Below are 17,213 nucleotides of genomic sequence, written 5' to 3'. Positions count from 1 at the left end.
CCGGGGATTCAAATCATGTACATACCGCCATTCACGTGCAACTCGGCACCCGTGATGTAACCGGCAAGCGGGCTGGCCAGGAAGCCTACCGCATGGGCGATGTCTTCGGGTCGACCGAGCCGGCCAAGCGGAATGCGCGCCAGCAGGACCTGCGAAGCGGCCTCGGCCAATCCGCGCGTCATATCGGTGTCGATGAAGCCGGGCGCCACACAGTTGACGGTGATGTTGCGGCTGCCCAGTTCCTGCGCCAGGGCGCGGGTCATGCCAGCCACGCCAGCCTTGGCGGCGGCATAGTTGGCCTGACCCGGATTGCCCGATGCGCCCACCACCGAAGTGATGCTGATGATCCGTCCTGCACGCTGTTTCATCATCGGCCGGATGGCAGCGCGCGACAGGCGGAATACGGAACTGAGATTGGTGTCGATGACCGCAGCCCAGTCGTCGTCCTTCATGCGCAAGGCCAGGGTATCGCGGGTGATACCGGCGTTGTTGACCAAAACATGCAGGCCGCCCTTGTCGCGCACCAGGCGGTCGATCAAGGCTGCGCCGGCTTCGGCGTCATTCACGTCGAGCACCACGCCCTCGCCACCGGCGCCCAGCGCTTCGGCAATGCGTTGTGCGCCGGCTTCGCTGGTGGCGGTGCCGACGACATAAGCTCCCTGCCGTAGCAGTTCGGCGGCGATCGCCTGGCCGATGCCGCGCGTGGCGCCCGTGACCAAGGCAATCTGGCCGGCCAGAGTGGATGGTTGAGTCGTCATGCCAAAGCCTCCTTGATGCTGTGTGCGCTGCTTGCGTCGGTCAGGGCATGGCTGCCCAGATTGGGGTCGATGCGGCGTGTCAGACCGGCCAGCACCTTGCCAGGCCCGCATTCCACGATGTCGGCGCAGCCTGCAAGCGCCAGGGCCCGGACACATTCCACCCAGCGTACAGCGCCGCTGGCCTGGGCCGCCAGCGCCTGGCGGATGGCCTGCGGCTCAAGGTGCTGGGCCACATCCACGTTATGCACTACGGGCACTGCAGGACTTCGGATCGGCACCTGTTCCAGGTATGCGGCAAGCCGATCCGCCGCCGGCTTGAGCAAGGTGCTGTGGAAAGGGGCCGACACCGCCAGCGGCAGCGCACGCTTGGCGCCACGCGACTTCAAAAGTGTGCAGGCCAGATCGACCGCCGCCTTGGTGCCGGCAATGACCACCTGCCCGGGCGCGTTGAAGTTCACCGCCTCCACCACTTCCCCGCTTTGCGACGTCGCGTCGCTGCAGACCTCGCGCACCGCAGCATCGTCCAGACCCAGCACCGCAGCCATGCCGCCACTGCCCACGGGAACCGCCTCCTGCATCGCCTGGGCACGAAAGCGCACCAGGGGCAGGGCATCGGCAAAGGCCAGCGAGCCAGCGGCGACCAGCGCCGTGTACTCGCCCAGACTATGCCCCGCCATGGCCTGTGGCATGGCACCACCCTCGGCCAGCCACAAGCGCCAGAGGGCGATGCCAGCCGTCAGCATGACCGGCTGGGTGTTGGTGGTGAGATTGAGTTTCTCGGCTGGCCCTTGTGCAATGAGTGCGGCCATGTCCTGGTGCAGCGCGTCACTCGCCTCTTGCAGAGTCTGGCGCACCGCCGGATGCTCGGCACATGCATCGAGCATGCCCACGGCCTGGGAGCCTTGACCGGGGAAAACAACAGCGAAGGGTTTCATGAATGGTGTGGCGAATCGGCAATCGGGTTGTGTTGGATTGATGCAGCCAAGGGGGCACAGCCAGGGCTGGCGTGCAAGACGGCCGGCGCCTGGCGGCGAGTTCCTCAGTAATCCAGGAGTGCAGCGCCCCAGGTCAAACCACCGCCCACGGCTTCAAGCAACAGGGTGTCGCCTCGCTGGATGCTGCCGGCACGCACGGCAACGTCCAAGGCCAGCGGGATGGAGGCCGCCGAGGTGTTGCCGTGCTCCGCCACGGTCTGCACCACTTTTTCGGCAGGCAGCCCCAATTTTTTCGCCGTGTGCAACATGATGCGGATATTGGCTTGATGCGGCACCATCCAATCGATGTCCTGCGGCGTGCGGCCGGACATCGTCAGCACCTCGCGTGCCACATCTTCCAGCACATGCACGGCCTGCTTGAACACAGCCTGGCCGTCCATCTTGAGATAGGGGTGGCCCGCCACTTCGCCCCCGGAAACCCGGCCGGGTGTGCACAGAATGCCGGCCTTGCGGCCATCGGCGTGCAAGGCCGACGCCAGCAGCCCAGGCTCGTCGCTTGCGGCCAGCACGACCGCGCCGGCACCGTCGCCAAACAGCACACAGGTGGTGCGATCCTTGAAATCGAGAATTCGCGAAAACACTTCGGTACCGATGACCAGGGCATGACGGGCCATGCCGCCGCGCACGAATTGGTCGGCCACAGCCAGGGCATAGACAAAGCCGGCACACACGGCTTGCACGTCGAACGCCGCGCCACCCGGCACGCCGAGGCGGCCCTGGATGAGCGCCGCATTCGACGGAAAAATCATGTCCGGCGTTGAGGTGGCGACGATGATCAGGTCGACGTCGGCAGGCGTCAGTCCTGCGGCATCGAGCGCATGGCGTGCCGCCTGCTCACCCAGATCCACGCTGGAGGTTGCCGGGTCGGCGAAATGGCGGAAGCGGATGCCGGTGCGCTCGACGATCCAGGTATCGCTGGTCTCGACGCCGTCACGCGCCAGTTGCGCAGCGAGTTGCGCGTTGCTGACGCGATTCGGCGGCAGGTGGCTGCCAGTGCCGATGATGCGGGAATAGCGCGACATAGGTGCAGATTTTTGGAAATGAGAAGTGCCGTGATTCGATCATCGGAGGGACGCAAACTGGGGAACTGCACGGGCCATGAGCGCGTCGGGTCCCAGCCCGCTGCCCTTCAATGCCCGTTCGCCATGATCTGCGGGTGTGAAGTTTGCGCCGGAGCTGCGGCTTCGTCTGGAAGGGATGGGGCAACGGCCGGATCAGGCGCGGTGGCCTGCGTGTGCAGCACGGCCATGATGCGCTCGATTTCCTGGACCACCTGCCAGACCGCCGCCTCGTGCGCTCGCTCCAGCGCTTGTTGAAACGAGAACGCATCGGCCGAGCCGTGGCTCTTCACCACCAAGCCGCGCAAACCCAGCAGCGCGGCGCCGTTGTAGCGCCGGGGATCCACCCGTTTGCGGAAATGTTTGAGCACCGGCATGGCGGCGAAGGCCATGAGCTTGGTCAGCGGCGTGCGGGTGAATTCCTCGCGAATCATGCCTGTCAGCATCTGTGCCAATCCTTCGGAGGCCTTGAGTGCCACATTCCCCACGAATCCATCGCAAACCACGATGTCGGCCGTGCCCTTGAAGATGTCGTTGCCTTCGACATTGCCGAAGAAATTCAGGCGGCCCGCGGCATGCGCCCCGCGCAGCAGCTCGCCGGCCTGCTTGATCATCTCGTTGCCCTTGAGGACCTCCTCGCCGATGTTCAGCAGTCCCACCCGCGGGTTGGGATGTCCGCCAGCTGAGGCGAATGCCGTGCCCATGACGGCGAACTGCAACAGATGCTCGGCCTCGCAATCCACATTGGCGCCCAGGTCCAGCATCAGGGTGCCGGTGCCCCGGGCATTGGGCAAATAAGTGGCAATGGCCGGGCGGTCGATGCCGGGCAAGGTTTTGAGCACATAACGCGCCACGGCCATGAGGGCGCCCGTGTTGCCCGAGGACACGCAGGCATGCGCCGAGCCATCCTTGACCAACTCGATGGCGCGACGCATGGACGAGTCTTTCTTGCGGCGCAGCGCCACCTCGACCGAATCATCCATCGTGACCACTTCGGTCGCCGGCACCACTTGTGCGCGTGGGTGATCGGCCAGGCCATGCTGGCGCAAACCGGCCTGCATGGCCTCGAGCTGACCGACCAGCAGAACGCGGCTCTGCGGATGCAGGTCGAGCAGAGCTCGGCAGGCAGGCAGGGTGGCGGACGGCCCGTGGTCGCCGCCCATTACATCGACGGCCAGACTAGCGGTCATGGGCTGCATACAATGAAAAGGAAGCGCGAACTCCGGCCAAGCCGGCTCAGGCCGGCCGGATCAGTTCAGGCAGCACCGAACGCGCGTACGCTGGACAAACATGATTGCATCAAAGCAACCGCGATCAGGCGAACATTCACGCTTCGGACTTGGTCTTGACGACCTGGCGCCCACGGTAAAAGCCGTTCGGGCTGATGTGGTGACGCAGATGCACTTCACCCGTGGTCGGTTCGACCGCAACCGGCGGTTGCTCCAGATGCTGGTGCGAGCGATGCATGCCGCGCTTGGACGGCGATTTCTTGTTCTGCTGTACGGCCATGGTGCTACCCCGTGCGAAAAATCGAAAGATTGTACACGCCCAGCCGCCGAGGCCGGACGGCTATTTGCCCTTTTTGAGACTGGCCAGGGCCGCGAACGGCGACGCGCGGGCGGGTAAATCAATCGGCTGGGCCTCCAGCCCTGCCACCACGATGGGCTGGGGGCAAACCTCGTGCATGGGCACCAGCGGTAGCGCGAGCAGCATCTGGTCTTCCACCATGGCTTGTATGTCGACCGCCACTCGCACGCACAGTGCTTCGTCCTCGGCTTCCAGTTCCTCTTGCGTGAGTCCGGGCTCCTGCTCCACCAAACGGAACAGCACCTTGTCCTGCACCCGTTGCAATGCTGGCTGCAAGCAGCGCTGGCACAACAGAGGCAATACGGCGGAGACCTTCAACTCGATCATGGGCTGCACGTCCCCACCGGGTTGTGCGTGCGTGTAGCCGCGCACACGCCAGTCCACCTGACCCGTTTGAACCGCCGCATGTCCAGCAACGAGGGCGGAAAGCAGACGCGTCAAGTCACGCAAGGCCAACTGCCCTTGCTCGGTGCGCTGCTCGCGCGCGAGTTCGTGCAAATTCAAGCGCAGCACAGGCAATTGACTGAGGTGATCCACGGGCTCATCGGGCTTGTTTTCCATCATTGAATGAGTGTAGTTGCGCATACCTTCGCTTACGCATTTGCCGCGGCAATACTCCTAAACTGGACAATCCAAGCCTTGCATTGGAGACGCGGCGGCCGATTGAAAACCCTGCTGCGATCCCTGGTGGCAAGGGTAAAACGTTGAATTCGAGGACGCGAGGACATGGATTGGATTGCACAATGGTTTCCCCAAGGATGGGTTCATTTTTTAGGAGGCGGCATTGCCATCGGCCTGGGTGTCAGCCTGCTGTTCCTCTTGACCGGTTTCGTCGGCGGGGCCAGCACCACCTATAGCGCCGTGTGGTCGTATTTCAGCAAATGGCCGCATTTCCAGCATCCCAAATTCGTCATCACCCGCAACTGGCGTCTGGTCTACGCCCTGGGCATGATTGCGGGTGCCGTCGTCTTCACCTTCGCTGTGAACCGTGGCGAGGGTTTCGTCACCCATGTACCTGTCTGGCAACTTCTGGCCGGCGGGGTGGTTGGCGGCTTCGGCGCGCGCATGGGCGGCGGTTGCACTTCGGGCCATGGCATCTGCGGCCTGGGATCGTTGCAACTGCCCTCGCTCTTGGCCGTGATCACCTTCCTCGTCACTGCCGTGGGCACGGCGCACATCGTGCGCGCGTTCGGGGGGTTCTGACATGACGAAGCATGTGCGCCCCGTTCCCGTGCTGTTGTCGGCGTTACTCGCCGGTGGTCTGTTCGGCTTCGGCCTGGCCTGGTCCACCATGGTCAAGCCCGAGGCCATCCTCCAGTTCTTGCTGTTGCAGAACATGGGCCTGCTGCTGGTGATGGGCGGTGCTGCCCTCACGGTGATGCTGGCCTATCGTCTCATCCCCAAACTGATGCGCACCCCGGTGTTCGGCCTGGGCTGGGGCGTGCATCCATCGCACCTGAATGCGCGCACCATCGTCGGCTCAGCCTTGTTCGGCGTGGGCTGGGGGTTGAGCGGTGTCTGTCCAGGCCCGGCAATTGCCGGTCTGGGGGTCGGAAACTGGCCGCTGCTCTACGTCATCGTCGGCATCCTGATCGGTGCGTGGATCGAAGGTCGGTTTTTCGAGAAGGCTTGAAGATGTCATCAGCCAAGCAGGCCGACTCTCGTTTGCCAGCGCCTCTCGTTTTGGCGTCCACTTCGGCTTACCGGCGCGCACTGCTTGAGCGCCTGCGCCTGCCCTTCACGGTGCAGAGTCCACAGACGGATGAAACACCACTGCTGGGCGAGGCACCGCTTGCACTGGCTCTGCGGCTCGCCGAAGCCAAGGCAAGGGCCGTGGCTTCGGCCGCGCCAGGCAGCTGGGTGATCGGCTCGGACCAGGTCTGCACCTGCGAGGGCCGCATTCTGGGCAAGCCCGGACATCACGCCGCGGCCGTCGGGCAACTGCAAATGCTGCGCGGTCGAAACTCCGTGTTTCATACCGCGCTGGCACTCGTGGCGCCAGACGGCAGCGCGCAAGTGCGCGAAGTCCCGACCACGGTGCGCGTGCGTGCGCTGACCGATGCGCAGATCGAGGCCTATTTACTGGCCGAGCAACCGTACGACTGCGCCGGCAGCGCCAAGTCCGAAGCGCTGGGCATCGCGCTGATGGAGTCCATCCACAGCGATGACCCGACCGCCCTGGTCGGCCTGCCGCTCATCGCTTTGTGCGACATGCTGCTTTCCAGTGGCTACCCCCTACTGCGGCCGGCACCTTGATGCAAACCCCGTCCAAGCCCAAAGGCCGCTTGCTGCTGGTTCCCACGCCGCTTGCTGAAGTCACACTGACGCCGCTGTCCGACATCCTGCCTCAGGCCAGCATCGCCGCAGCTGCCGTGCTGCAGCATTGGGTCGTGGAAAACGCCAAGACCGCGCGCGCCTTCCTCGGTGCCGTGAACGCCGTGCAGCCGCTACGCGTTCCACTGCAACAACATGGCATGGCGGTGCTGCCCAAACATGCCAAGCTGGACGCTGCAGCAGCTCGCGCTCTGCTGCATCCGGCACTCGATGGCATGGACATGGGCTTGATGTCCGAAGCCGGCGCCCCCTGCGTGGCCGACCCCGGCGCACTGGTGGTGGCGGCAGCGCACGACCTCGGCATCGAAGTGGTGCCTCTGGTCGGACCCAGCAGTTTGTTGCTGGGACTCATGGCCAGTGGGCTCGATGGCCAGCGCTTTGCGTTTCATGGTTATTTGCCAGCGGAAGCCGAAGCGCGAAAGCAGCAAATCCAGATGTTTGAACGTGAGAGCGCGCTGCGCCGCCAAACCCAGCTGTTCATCGAAACGCCGTATCGCAACGCGGCTTTGTTGCAGGCCCTGATCCAGACGCTGCAACCGGCAACGAAGCTCACTGTCGCAAGCCAACTGACCGCACCGGATGCCCGCGTGCGTACCCGCAGCGTGGCGCAGTGGCGCGAAGATTCCGGCCAGATGCCGGAGAAGGTTCCGGCGCTATTCGGTTTTCTGGCGGGTTGAGCCGAGGAGGCTATGCGCCTCAGCGCAATGACCAGGTGCTGCCGTTGAGCATTTCGTGGGCAGCGCCCATGCCGAGGGAGGCGCCGAAGCGCTTGGCCAGGCGGTCGATCACGTTTTCGCGGCGCGTGTAGTCCACCAGGTTCTTTTCATGCACCACGTCGCGCGCCACGCTGTCGGTGTCGCCATAACCATCGGCCAGACCCTGCTGCACGGCGGACTCACCCGTCCACACCAGGCCCGAGAAGGTCTGGTCGTTGATTTTCAGACGCTCGCCACGGCCTTTTTCCACGGCGGCGATGAACTGCTGGTGGATCTGCTGCAGCATGGACAGGGCATAAGCCTTCTGGTTTTCGGGCATGGGCGAGAACGGATCCATGAAGCCTTTGTTGTCGCCAGCAGTGAGCAGGCGGCGGGTCACGCCCAGTTTGTCCAGCAGGCCCGAAAGGCCGAAGCCTTCCATCAGCACGCCGATCGAGCCCACCAGGCTGGCCGGGTTGACGTAAATCTTGTTGGTCGCCACCGCGATGTAGTAAGCCGCCGAGGCGCAGACCTCGTCGCACACCGCATAGATGGGGATGTTCTTGTGCTTGGCACGCAAGCGCCAGATCTGATCGTTGATCTGGCTGGCCTGCACCGGGCTGCCGCCGGGGCTGTTGATGCGCAGAATCACGGCCTTGGTGTCCGGGTCGTCGAAAGCGTCTTGCAACGAGGCGTTGATGTTGTCGGCGCTGGCAACGGAGGATGCCGATATGTCGCCGTTCAACTCCACCAGTGCGGTGTGCGGTCCGGTGGCCGGGCTGCCCCCGCGCTCGGACAGATAGCCGCCGACAAAGATGGCGAGCAGCAAGCCGAGGAAGGCCAGGCGGAAGAAGATGGACCAGCGCCGGGCGCGGCGCTTTTCGTTCACGACCTCCATCACGAGTTTTTCAAGCACGCCGCGCTCCCAGGCGGGAGGCGCGTTGCGAGTTGGCTCGCCGGGGCCGGGTTCTCGCGGGGTGTCGTTCGAGTTGGCGTCGTTCATAGGCAAAGGCTGTCAAGGTAGGCAAGCAGATGTCGCCGGGCGGTTGGCAGGATAGCAGCGGCGTTGGTCACACGCGCGCCGGCAACTGGCTCATGCGCCCAGCAGAAAACGCTGCAACGCCGGCACCGAATCGGCGAGGAATACCGGCTGCAGGTCGGCAAGCTGCTGCGCATCGTGTGCGCCATAGGCCACGCCCACGGCGGCAGTGCCGGCGTTGCGAGCCATGAGCAGGTCGTGCGTGGTGTCGCCGATCATGAGGGTGCTCCCTGGCGCGTCATCCAGTTCCTGCATGATTTCCAGCAGCATGGTCGGGTGCGGTTTGGATGCGGTTTCGTCAGCCGTGCGCGTGGTGTCGAACAGGCCACGCAGGTCGGCGTGATCCAGCGCGCGGTCGAGCCCGACGCGCGACTTGCCGGTCGCAACGGCGAGACTGTGGCCTGCGGCCTTGAGCGCGAGCAGCATGTCGAGCGCGCCGGGAAACAAGGTCAGATCGTTATCGTGCGCGAAATAATGCCGGCGGTAGGCCTGCGACAGTTCGTCGTAGTCACGCGGGTCCAGCGTCGGAGCGGCATGGCGCAGCGCATCGCCCAGGCCGAGGCCGATGACATAGGAGGCATCGACGTCGCTGGGCACGGGCAAGCCGAGATCGCGGCATGCCGCCTGAATGGATTGGGTGATGACTGCGGTGGAATCCATCAGGGTCCCGTCCCAGTCGAACACCAGCAGCTTGTAAGGGTTGGGCATCGCGGTTTCAGTTCTTGCCAACGGCTGGGCATAGCCGGCCCAGACGCTCGAGCCAGCGCGCATCTTCATCCGGCCAGTCGGCCTCGAGCAGCAGCGACTCGCCGCTATGCGGGTGGGATAGGGCCAGGTGCGCTGCGTGCAGGAACATGCGGGCATTGCGCGGCAAGCCGGGCACGACCTCGCCACGCGCCAACAGGCGATTGAGCGCCTCGTTGCCATATTTTTCATCACCGACCACCGGGTAGCCCTGGCTTTGCAGATGCACCCGGATCTGGTGCGTGCGCCCGGTATGGATGCGCGCCTCGATCAAGGTCAGGCCCGCCACACCGGTCTGTGCGGCAATGTCTGCAGACCAGGGGTAACGCCGAACCGGACGGAACTGGCTGCGCGCCGCCTGGCCTTCGTCAGCCGTGGCGATGCACACCCGGCGCTCGCCGCTGGGGGTGAGATATTTGTGCAGGGGTTTGCTCACCGTCACCGCATCACCCTGCCACAACCCGACCACCAAGGCGAAATAGCGTTTGTCGGCCTCGCGCTCGCGCAAGCTGGCGTGCAAGGTGGTGAGGGCGCTGCGCTTCTTGGCCAGCAACAGCACGCCGGAGGTATCGCGGTCAAGCCGGTGCACGAGTTCGAGATAACGGTCTTGCTGAGAGGCACGCATGGATTCGATCACGCCGAAACTCAGGCCGGAGCCGCCATGCACGGCCACGCCCGCTGGCTTGTTGATGGCCAGCAGCCAGGCATCCTCGTGCAGGATGGGGTACTGACGCGCCGGGGCCGCGGGCGCGGCTTGCGCCATGCGCACCGGGGGCACGCGCACCTGATCGGAACCAGCGAGTTTTTGCGAAACTTCCGCCCGCGCTCCATTCACCCGCACCTCGCCAGAGCGCACGATGCGGTAGATATGGCTGCGGGGAACCCCCTTGAGCACGCGGGCCAGGAAGTTATCCAGCCTTTGGCCGGCGCCGGATTCGCCCACTGGGAGCAAGGTGGCGGCTGCAGAACTGGTACGGTGCATATAATTGGGATGCGAAGCGCGTGCTGACAGAGGCTGGCTGAGTGGAAAATTGTTCGTCTTAATCTGCCGCAGGTTGTGAATCCAAGAAGTCATTCGCAACTGGCAACGATCGGCATTTTAGTTCGGCAACCGTGCAGCCCTCGTGGAGTTCACAGAGGGCTTCCCCGCCAACAGAACCGGACTCTGTGCACCGCTGAAGTCCGCAAATCCGGGCTGTCCAGGCCGATTCGGTCGGCCGGCAAACCTTAGGAATAGCGCAGGACGAGCAAGCTCGTAGCTGAACGAACAGAATGCCCCACGACCCGGCCCAGGTGCCGCGGTTCTCGACAAAACGAAATCTTCCGTGTCCATCTTGACCCACCATCGCTTCCCCCCGTGTCACGCACTTGCGGCAGGCTCTGCCTGCCGCGCTGCGCGGGCTGGGAACTGGCTGGCCGATGGCACGACTCCAGCCCGCCCAAGCCCAGGCATGCCCCCATGCGCTGGGGCAGGTGGCTGCGCCTCCACGAGGCCTTTGTCCTGAAGCCGGCGACGAGGTGACTCGTCGCTGCGCGGTCATTCTCCACTTCGGCATCGAGCCTGCTGCGCGAGTCGGGTCGCATCGACCCTGGTGCAATCACGCAGCCCGCCTCATGGGCGGGATGGAGACATTGAAATGAAACGCATGTTGTTCAACGCGACGCAAGCCGAAGAGCTGCGCGTCGCCATCGTCGAAGGCCAGAAGCTGCTCGACATCGACATCGAGCAGGTTGGTCGCGAGCAGCGCAAGGGTAATGTCTACAGCGCCGTCGTCACCCGCGTCGAACCCTCGCTCGAAGCCTGCTTCGTCGATTACGGCGAGGAGCGTCACGGCTTCCTGCCGTTCAAGGAAATTTCCCGCCGCTACTTCAAGGAAGGCGTGTCGCCATCGCAGGCGCGCATTCAGGATGTGATCCGCGAAGGCCAGGAATTGCTGGTGCAGGTGGAAAAGGAAGAACGCGGCAACAAAGGCGCGGCGCTGACCACCTACGTCTCGCTGGCCGGGCGTTATCTGGTGCTGATGCCGAACAACCCGCGCGGCGGCGGCGTCAGCCGGCGCATCGAGGGCGAAGACCGCCAGGAACTGCGCGAGACGATGGAGCAGTTGCAGCATCCGGACGGCATGAGCCTGATTGCGCGCACCGCCGGCATTGGCCGCAGCGCCGAGGAGTTGCAGTGGGACTTGAACTACCTGCTCAAGCTGTGGACGGCCATCGAGGACGCGAGCACGACGCAGAAGGGCGCCTTCCTGATTTACCAGGAGTCGTCGCTGGTCATCCGCGCGATTCGCGACTACTTCACCAGCGACATCGGCGAAATCCTGATCGACACGCAGGACGTGTTCGAGCAGGCGCACCAGTTCATGGCGCATGTGATGCCCGACAACGTGAGCCGGGTCAAGCGCTACCGCGACGATCTGCCGCTGTTCTCGCGCTTCCAGATCGAGCACCAGATCGAGACCGCGTATTCGCGCACGGTGAACCTGCCATCGGGCGGCGCCATCGTCATCGACCACACCGAGGCGCTGGTGGCGGTGGACGTCAACTCCGCGCGCTCCACCCGCGGCAGCGCGATCGAGGACACCGCCCTGCGCACCAACCTGGAAGCAGCCGAGGAAATCGCACGGCAAATGCGTCTGCGCGATCTGGGCGGGCTCATCGTCATGGACTTCATCGACATGGACGAGCCGAAGAACCAGCGCGCCGTGGAAGACCGCCTGCGTGACAGCCTGCGGCAAGACCGCGCCCGCGTGCAAACCAGCAAGATCTCCAAGTTCGGCCTGCTCGAAGTCTCGCGTCAGCGCCTGCGCCCTGCCCTTTCGGAAGGCGCTTATGTCACCTGCCCCCGTTGCAATGGCACCGGGCATATCCGCGACACCGAATCCAGCGCGCTGCAAATCCTGCGCATCATCCAGGAAGAGGCGATGAAGGAAGGCACGGCCGCGGTGCATGTGCAGGTGCCGGTGGAAGTGGCCTCGTTCCTGCTCAACGAGAAGCGTGCCGAGATCACCAAGATCGAACTGCGCCAGCGCGTCTCGGTGCTGCTGGCGCCGAACAAGCAACTGGAAACCCCGAACTACAAGCTCGAGCGCCTCAAGCACGACGATCCGCGCCTGGAAAATCTGCCGGCCAGCTACCGCATGGCCGAGGAGTTCGAGCAGGAAACCACCATCCTGCGCAGCGAGAAGGACGAACGTCCGCGCCAGGAAGCCCTGGTTCGTGGCATCACCCCAGAAGGTCCTGCGCCCATGCCCGTGGCCGCTTCACCGGTGCAGGCCACTAGCGCCGCTTCGCCTGCGGCAAACAAGCCCCAGACGGCAACGACGGCGCCTCCCAGCGGTGGTTTCTTCGGCTGGCTACGCAAAGTTTTTGCCGGTGACGATGAAACATCCACGGCCTCACCGCCTGCTGTCGCGCCCGCCCCTGCGGCCGCCAGCAAGGCCGGCAGCGCGGACTCGACTGGTCGCAATGGCAACGCTCGCAACAACCGCGGACGTGGCCGCGACGGCAACCGCCAGGGCCAAGCGGCCAAGAGTGGCGCGGAACGCCCGCAGCGCGAGAACGGCGCACAGGCTGAAGGCCGCCGCCAAGGTTCAGGCAGTGGCCAGAACGCGACCACGGGCACAGGCAGTGCTGGTCGTTCGGGCCGCTCCGAGCGCCCTGAGCGTGGCGAACGCCACGCAGGTGCCGAGGCCAATGCCCAAGCCCCTGCGAAGGATGTGAAGCCGGCGCAGCCGGGCAGCGAAGCGACCGCGCCACGTGCAGAACGTGGGGAGCGCCAGGAGCGCGGCTCGCGCAATGGCCGTCAGCAACGCCCCGCGCAGGCGCTCGAAGGTGCGGAAGAAACCTGGGAAAGCTTCGGCCTGAAGCTGCCGGAGAGTGATTCTAGTGTCCAGGGGCAAAGCATTGCGGGTGCTGAACCCATGACGGCCAAGCCGCTGTCGATGGGGAGCACGGCAACCCCAGCGCAAGCCGAAGGTTTGACCGACGCGAATGAAGCACCGGCCCAGGATGACGCCGAATCGAGCGATCCGGCCAAACGCGGCCGCGGGCGCCGTCGTCGCGGTGGTCGCGGTGGGCGTGGACGCGATGCGGTGGCTGGAGATGCGGCAACTGGCGACGCCGGCGATGCAGTTGATGGCGAGTCGACGGCTGCGGCAACGACTTCTGCTGTTGCTGCAGGCGCCGAACAAGCTCAGCCTGTGATGCAAGCGCGCAGCGAATCCGCTGCCGCTGCCCCTGTCGCAAGCCAGACCGTGAACATCGCCGCCGTCTCGGCTGCAGCGCGCGACGACGCGCCGCAGCCGGAGGCGCATTCCTTCGCCGCACCACAGCCCTTGGCAGCCGAAGCCGCGCCCGCAGAAATCGCGCAGACAGCGGGCATCGAGCCTGTGGCTGTTGCCGTTGCCGTTGCGGCGCATGCCGAACCGCTGGAAGCGAAGCAAGTCGCTGCGCCTCTTCAGCCGGCATCCATGAGCACGCATGAGCAAGCACGTGCAAGTGCACCGGCGGCTGGGCATGCCGACTCACTGCCCGCGTTGTTGCCGGTTCAAGACTTGCAATCCGTGGTCCAGGCCGCCGGCTTGCAATGGGTGCAATCGGACCCCGCTCGGGTCGAGCAGGCCCAACGTGCCATGCGCAAAATCCCTGCGCCTGCCCATGCGCCGCGGGTGCGCAAGCCCAAAGCCATGCAGGACGAAGGCCCCTTGTTGCTGGTGGAAACGCGCAAGCAACTGCCAAGCCTGCAGATTCCGGAGAACGGCCCCGGGCATTGAACGACGGGGTTGGCTGCGGCTGCAAAACGGACAGGTCTTCCTGTCCGCGTTTTTTTGTCCGTCATTCAGCCGCAGGGTTGCTCAGTGGCCCGACTGCAAGCCCAGTTCCACGTCCGGATAGCGCAGCACCACACCGAGTTCGCCCAGCAAGCGCGTGTTGTCCAGCAGACGGGACTCGGCCATGAAACTCAAGGCCATGGGCGACAGGCCGCTGGCCTGGGCCTGTTCGCGAGCGACGCGCGCGGGAGCGGGCAAGCCGTAGAGCCGGGCGGCGAGGTCGAGGTAGTCGCCCATCTTGATGCGGCTGCTGTCGCTGGCGTGATAGACGCGGTTGGGCGCGGAGCGAAACAAGGCCAGCAGCGTGATGCGGGCGAGGTCGTCGGCGTGAATGTGGCTGGTGTAGACGTCGTCTTCGGCGCGCAGCGCCGGCAGGCCCTGGCGCAGGCGCCGCGCCGGGGAGCGGTGCCGGCTGTCGTAGATGCCGGGGATGCGCAGAATGCCCAGGCGAACATGCCGAGCGCGCCCGAGACGGCGCCAATGCGCCTCGGCGGCGATGCGGCGGCGCGCGCGGCCGGTCTGCGGATGAGGCGGCCGCGTTTCCGTCACCTCGGCGCCAGCACAATCGCCATACACGCCGGAGGTGCTGGCATAGACCACGCGCAGCGGCCGGCCGGGACCTGCACCTATCATGCCTCTGCGCAAAACAGCGACGAGCCGGGCGGATCGCGCATCGTCCACCCCAGCAGCGGGCGGTGGTGCGAGCATGGCCACCCAATGCGCCAGCCCGGCCAGGCGCCACAAACTGTCGGCGTCATCCAGATTGCCGAGCAAAGGCACGATGCCGGCCTGGCGCAAAGTTTGCATGCGCTCCGGGCTGGAGGTAAGCGCGATGACGCGAAAGCGTGGCTGCGCCAGCGCCGCCAGGCGCAGCCCGATGTCGCCACAGCCGACGATGAGCAATCCGGGTTTACGAAACTGACGCATCAACATGGAAACCTGTCTGTCATGAGCTTTGAAGTGAGCGTATTGCCAAGCCAACACCGGTTCGACGTGAACGAAGGCGAAACCGTCCTGGCTGCCGCCATTCGCCAAGGCGTTGGCCTGCCCTACGGTTGCCAGGACGGTGCCTGCGGCTCGTGCAAATGCCAATGGATTTCGGGTGAGTTCGAGCTCGGCGTGCACCAGCTCAAGGCCCTGAGCGAAGCCGAGCGCGCCGCGGGTTTCATTCTCGCCTGCCGCACCCAACCGCGCAGCAATCTGGTGATTCAAAGCCACGAGCTGCCTGCCGCAGGCATGTTCGCTGTCAAGAAAATGCCCTGCCGCGTCATCAGCATCGAACGGCCCGCAACCGATGTTGCACTCATTCGCCTGCAGCTCCCGGCCAATGACCGTTTCGACTACCACGCCGGTCAGTATGTGCAGTTCATCTTGCGTGACGGCAGCCGCCGCAGCTACTCCATGGCCAATGCACCGGCTGGCGAAAAACAGATCGAACTGCACCTGCGCCACATGCCCGGCGGCAAGTTCACCGACCATGTGTTCGGCGCCATGAAGGATAAGGAAATCCTGCGCATGGAAGGCCCGTTCGGCAGCTTTTACTTGCGTGAGGAGAGCGACAAACCCATGGTGCTGCTGGCCTCGGGCACGGGCTTCGCGCCGATCAAGGCCATCATCGAAGACCTGCGCGTCAAGGGTCATAAGCGCCCGGCGGTGCTCTACTGGGGCTGCCGCAGCAAGGCCGATTTGTACCTGCATGCCTGGGCACGAGAGCAAGCCGCAGCCCTGTCCTGGCTGCGCTATGTGCCGGTGCTGTCGGAGCCGAAACCCGAGGATGCATGGAGCGGCCGCACCGGCTTCGTCCACCGTCAAGTCATGGCCGATTTGCCGGATTTGTCCGGCCACGAGGTCTACGCCTGCGGCGCCCCCATCATGGTGGAATCGGCCAGGACGGATTTCACGACGCGATGCTTCCTGCCGGAAGACGCCTTCTTCGCCGACGCCTTCACCTCCGAGGCCGACAAGGCGGGGCCCGCGGCCTGAGGCTGAATCGCTGGTCATGCCCGACGCCACCACCTGTCGCAACGCCCATCCGTGTATTCATCGACCTTCATCTTCGCCAAGAGGCAGTTCGACGCGGCGTTTCACCGCCTCGACCAGGCCATTGCCGCAGCGGCCCGAGACCTTCCCGGCTACCTCGGCGAGGAATCGTGGGAGAACCCGAGCACGGGTTGGACCTCGAACGTCTACTACTGGGAGACGCTCGAAGCCCTGCAGGCGCTGATGCGGCATCCCCTGCATCTCGAGGCCAAGGCCGCGCAGGCGAATTGGCTCGACGGCTACCAGGTCATCATCGCCAAGGTCATGCGCGTTTATGGCGACGACAAGCTTGACCATCCAGCGCAAGGATCGCGCCTGCTCCCATAGCCGGGGAGCAGAACGAGCCGCGCTGGGCGACGATCGGCTTCACTCGCCCAGATAAGCCGCCCTCACCCGGGGGTCGTGCAGCAGTTCCTGCGCCGTGCCGGTCATGGTGACGGTGCCGGAGTCCATGACGTAGCCACGCTGCGCCAGTTCCAGCGCGCGCTTGGCGTTCTGCTCGACCAGCAGGATGGTGACGCCCTGCTTGGCGATGTCGGCCACGACCTCGAAGATCTTGTCGACCATGATGGGCGACAAGCCCATGGACGGCTCGTCCAGCAGCAGAAGCTTCGGCTGGCACATCAGCGCACGGCCCATGGCCAGCATCTGCTGCTCGCCGCCGGACATGGTGCCAGCGAGTTGGTCGCGCCGTTCCTTCAGGCGCGGAAAGATGCCGAAGACGCGGTCGATATCCGCCTCGATGCCTTTCTTGTCGCTGCGGATATAGGCCCCCATCAACAGGTTTTCCCGGATGGTCATGCGACTGAACACACCGCGCCCCTCCGGCACCATCGCCAGACCCATGCGCACCAGATCGAACGAGCCCTTGCCCTTGACCTCGTGGGTGGCATAGGTGATGCTGCCGTCGGTGATGGGCTGCATGCCGGTGATGGCTTTGAGCGTGGTGGTCTTGCCCGCGCCGTTGGCGCCGATCAGGCTCACCAGCTCTCCCTGACGGACTTCAAAGTCGATGCCCTTGACGGCCTGGATGCCGCCGTAAGCCACCTTCAGACCCTTGACCTGCAGAAGTGCTTCTTTCGAGCTGAGTTCGCCCGCGCCTTGCTTCAAATCCATGTGCGCTGCACTCAT

The 17,213-nt window shown here is 64.8% G+C and carries 18 protein-coding genes; 7 read left to right on the top strand and 11 right to left on the bottom strand.

The window, feature by feature from the left end; genetic code table 11:
* Positions 1–8 precede the first annotated feature (8 nt).
* The 6 genes from fabG to THIX_RS07050 form a co-directional block, all read right to left on the bottom strand.
* Entirely contained in the window at positions 9–758 is a 750-nt protein-coding gene (fabG, locus tag THIX_RS07075) for a 3-oxoacyl-ACP reductase FabG (RefSeq protein WP_112485666.1), read from the bottom strand.
* On the bottom strand, positions 755–1,693 hold the full coding sequence (gene fabD, locus THIX_RS07070; protein WP_112485665.1) for an ACP S-malonyltransferase: 939 nt from the start codon (positions 1,691–1,693) through the stop codon (positions 755–757). The genes fabG and fabD overlap by 4 nt, the downstream gene beginning before the upstream one ends.
* Before the next feature lie 104 nt (positions 1,694–1,797).
* Entirely contained in the window at positions 1,798–2,775 is a 978-nt protein-coding gene (locus tag THIX_RS07065) for a beta-ketoacyl-ACP synthase III (protein WP_112485664.1), read from the bottom strand.
* A 107-nt stretch (positions 2,776–2,882) separates the two neighbouring features.
* On the bottom strand, positions 2,883–4,001 hold the full coding sequence (gene plsX, locus THIX_RS07060; RefSeq protein WP_112488226.1) for a phosphate acyltransferase PlsX: 1,119 nt from the start codon (positions 3,999–4,001) through the stop codon (positions 2,883–2,885).
* A gap of 136 nt (positions 4,002–4,137) precedes the next feature.
* Positions 4,138–4,320, bottom strand: coding sequence for a 50S ribosomal protein L32 (gene rpmF, locus THIX_RS07055; RefSeq protein WP_112485663.1), 183 nt, complete (start codon positions 4,318–4,320; stop codon positions 4,138–4,140).
* 60 nt (positions 4,321–4,380) lie between these two features.
* Entirely contained in the window at positions 4,381–4,959 is a 579-nt protein-coding gene (locus tag THIX_RS07050) for a DUF177 domain-containing protein (RefSeq protein WP_233224440.1), read from the bottom strand.
* 165 nt (positions 4,960–5,124) lie between these two features.
* Here THIX_RS07050 and THIX_RS07045 point away from each other — a divergent pair, with 165 nt between their 5' ends.
* The 4 genes from THIX_RS07045 to THIX_RS07030 are packed head-to-tail and all read left to right on the top strand — an operon-like array spanning position 5,125 to position 7,409.
* Entirely contained in the window at positions 5,125–5,601 is a 477-nt protein-coding gene (locus THIX_RS07045) for a YeeE/YedE family protein (RefSeq protein WP_112485661.1), read from the top strand.
* 1 nt (position 5,602) lies between these two features.
* On the top strand, positions 5,603–6,031 hold the full coding sequence (locus tag THIX_RS07040; RefSeq protein ID WP_233224439.1) for a DUF6691 family protein: 429 nt from the start codon (positions 5,603–5,605) through the stop codon (positions 6,029–6,031).
* A 2-nt stretch (positions 6,032–6,033) separates the two neighbouring features.
* Complete coding sequence (locus THIX_RS07035) at positions 6,034–6,654, top strand: Maf family nucleotide pyrophosphatase (RefSeq protein ID WP_112485660.1); 621 nt, start codon at positions 6,034–6,036, stop codon at positions 6,652–6,654.
* Positions 6,654–7,409, top strand: a complete 756-nt coding sequence (locus tag THIX_RS07030) for an SAM-dependent methyltransferase (RefSeq protein WP_112485659.1) — start codon at positions 6,654–6,656, stop codon at positions 7,407–7,409. Before THIX_RS07035 ends, THIX_RS07030 begins: the two co-directional genes overlap by 1 nt.
* A gap of 19 nt (positions 7,410–7,428) precedes the next feature.
* Here the strand turns inward: THIX_RS07030 and THIX_RS07025 are convergent, their stop codons facing one another.
* The 3 genes from THIX_RS07025 to THIX_RS07015 form a co-directional block, all read right to left on the bottom strand.
* Entirely contained in the window at positions 7,429–8,430 is a 1,002-nt protein-coding gene (locus tag THIX_RS07025; RefSeq protein ID WP_112485658.1) for a S49 family peptidase, read from the bottom strand.
* A 90-nt stretch (positions 8,431–8,520) separates the two neighbouring features.
* The gene (locus THIX_RS07020; protein WP_112485657.1) at positions 8,521–9,174 is read right to left on the bottom strand and encodes an HAD family hydrolase; all 654 of its coding nucleotides are present in this window, start codon (positions 9,172–9,174) and stop codon (positions 8,521–8,523) included.
* Positions 9,175–9,181: 7 nt separating this feature from the next.
* Positions 9,182–10,192: an RluA family pseudouridine synthase gene (locus THIX_RS07015; protein ID WP_112488224.1), complete on the bottom strand. Its 1,011-nt coding sequence runs from the start codon at positions 10,190–10,192 to the stop codon at positions 9,182–9,184.
* 655 nt (positions 10,193–10,847) lie between these two features.
* Here THIX_RS07015 and THIX_RS07010 point away from each other — a divergent pair.
* On the top strand, positions 10,848–13,985 hold the full coding sequence (locus tag THIX_RS07010; protein ID WP_112485656.1) for an Rne/Rng family ribonuclease: 3,138 nt from the start codon (positions 10,848–10,850) through the stop codon (positions 13,983–13,985).
* Between the two features lie 81 nt (positions 13,986–14,066).
* On the opposite strand, the gene THIX_RS07005 is transcribed toward THIX_RS07010, so the two are convergent.
* Positions 14,067–14,975: an NAD-dependent epimerase/dehydratase family protein gene (locus tag THIX_RS07005; protein ID WP_112485655.1), complete on the bottom strand. Its 909-nt coding sequence runs from the start codon at positions 14,973–14,975 to the stop codon at positions 14,067–14,069.
* A gap of 15 nt (positions 14,976–14,990) precedes the next feature.
* Between THIX_RS07005 and THIX_RS07000 the strand changes: the two genes are divergently transcribed.
* Together THIX_RS07000 and THIX_RS06995 are read left to right on the top strand one after the other, a co-directional pair.
* Positions 14,991–16,025 (top strand): CDP-6-deoxy-delta-3,4-glucoseen reductase, encoded by a 1,035-nt coding sequence (locus THIX_RS07000; protein ID WP_112485654.1) that lies wholly within the window; start codon positions 14,991–14,993, stop codon positions 16,023–16,025.
* 51 nt (positions 16,026–16,076) lie between these two features.
* Positions 16,077–16,409 carry an antibiotic biosynthesis monooxygenase gene (locus tag THIX_RS06995; protein WP_112485653.1) on the top strand — a complete coding sequence of 111 codons (333 nt, stop codon included), beginning with the start codon at positions 16,077–16,079 and terminating at the stop codon, positions 16,407–16,409.
* Between the two features lie 39 nt (positions 16,410–16,448).
* Here the strand turns inward: THIX_RS06995 and THIX_RS06990 are convergent, their stop codons facing one another.
* Positions 16,449–17,198, bottom strand: a complete 750-nt coding sequence (locus tag THIX_RS06990; RefSeq protein WP_112488223.1) for an ABC transporter ATP-binding protein — start codon at positions 17,196–17,198, stop codon at positions 16,449–16,451.
* Between the last annotated feature and the right edge of the window lie 15 nt (positions 17,199–17,213).

Origin of the sequence: Thiomonas sp. X19 (genome assembly GCF_900089495.1) — a bacterium.
GTDB lineage: Bacteria > Pseudomonadota > Gammaproteobacteria > Burkholderiales > Burkholderiaceae_C > Thiomonas_A.
This window is presented reverse-complemented; position numbering and strand designations above follow the sequence as displayed.

What these genes read in the sequence shown, in the direction of transcription:
- THIX_RS07005 (WP_112485655.1), bottom strand. Translation starts at nt 14,975, where the DNA reads ATGTTGATGCGTCAGTTTCGTAAACCCGGATTGCTCATCGTCGGCTGT.
- THIX_RS07040 (WP_233224439.1), top strand. Translation starts at nt 5,603, where the DNA reads ATGACGAAGCATGTGCGCCCCGTTCCCGTGCTGTTGTCGGCGTTACTC.
- fabG (WP_112485666.1), bottom strand. Translation starts at nt 758, where the DNA reads ATGACGACTCAACCATCCACTCTGGCCGGCCAGATTGCCTTGGTCACG.
- THIX_RS07030 (WP_112485659.1), top strand. Translation starts at nt 6,654, where the DNA reads ATGCAAACCCCGTCCAAGCCCAAAGGCCGCTTGCTGCTGGTTCCCACG.
- THIX_RS07035 (WP_112485660.1), top strand. Translation starts at nt 6,034, where the DNA reads ATGTCATCAGCCAAGCAGGCCGACTCTCGTTTGCCAGCGCCTCTCGTT.
- THIX_RS07015 (WP_112488224.1), bottom strand. Translation starts at nt 10,192, where the DNA reads ATGCACCGTACCAGTTCTGCAGCCGCCACCTTGCTCCCAGTGGGCGAA.
- THIX_RS07050 (WP_233224440.1), bottom strand. Translation starts at nt 4,959, where the DNA reads ATGGAAAACAAGCCCGATGAGCCCGTGGATCACCTCAGTCAATTGCCT.
- THIX_RS07010 (WP_112485656.1), top strand. Translation starts at nt 10,848, where the DNA reads ATGAAACGCATGTTGTTCAACGCGACGCAAGCCGAAGAGCTGCGCGTC.
- THIX_RS07020 (WP_112485657.1), bottom strand. Translation starts at nt 9,174, where the DNA reads ATGCCCAACCCTTACAAGCTGCTGGTGTTCGACTGGGACGGGACCCTG.
- fabD (WP_112485665.1), bottom strand. Translation starts at nt 1,693, where the DNA reads ATGAAACCCTTCGCTGTTGTTTTCCCCGGTCAAGGCTCCCAGGCCGTG.
- plsX (WP_112488226.1), bottom strand. Translation starts at nt 4,001, where the DNA reads ATGACCGCTAGTCTGGCCGTCGATGTAATGGGCGGCGACCACGGGCCG.
- THIX_RS07065 (WP_112485664.1), bottom strand. Translation starts at nt 2,775, where the DNA reads ATGTCGCGCTATTCCCGCATCATCGGCACTGGCAGCCACCTGCCGCCG.
- THIX_RS07025 (WP_112485658.1), bottom strand. Translation starts at nt 8,430, where the DNA reads ATGAACGACGCCAACTCGAACGACACCCCGCGAGAACCCGGCCCCGGC.
- THIX_RS06990 (WP_112488223.1), bottom strand. Translation starts at nt 17,198, where the DNA reads ATGGATTTGAAGCAAGGCGCGGGCGAACTCAGCTCGAAAGAAGCACTT.
- THIX_RS07045 (WP_112485661.1), top strand. Translation starts at nt 5,125, where the DNA reads ATGGATTGGATTGCACAATGGTTTCCCCAAGGATGGGTTCATTTTTTA.
- rpmF (WP_112485663.1), bottom strand. Translation starts at nt 4,320, where the DNA reads ATGGCCGTACAGCAGAACAAGAAATCGCCGTCCAAGCGCGGCATGCAT.
- THIX_RS07000 (WP_112485654.1), top strand. Translation starts at nt 14,991, where the DNA reads ATGAGCTTTGAAGTGAGCGTATTGCCAAGCCAACACCGGTTCGACGTG.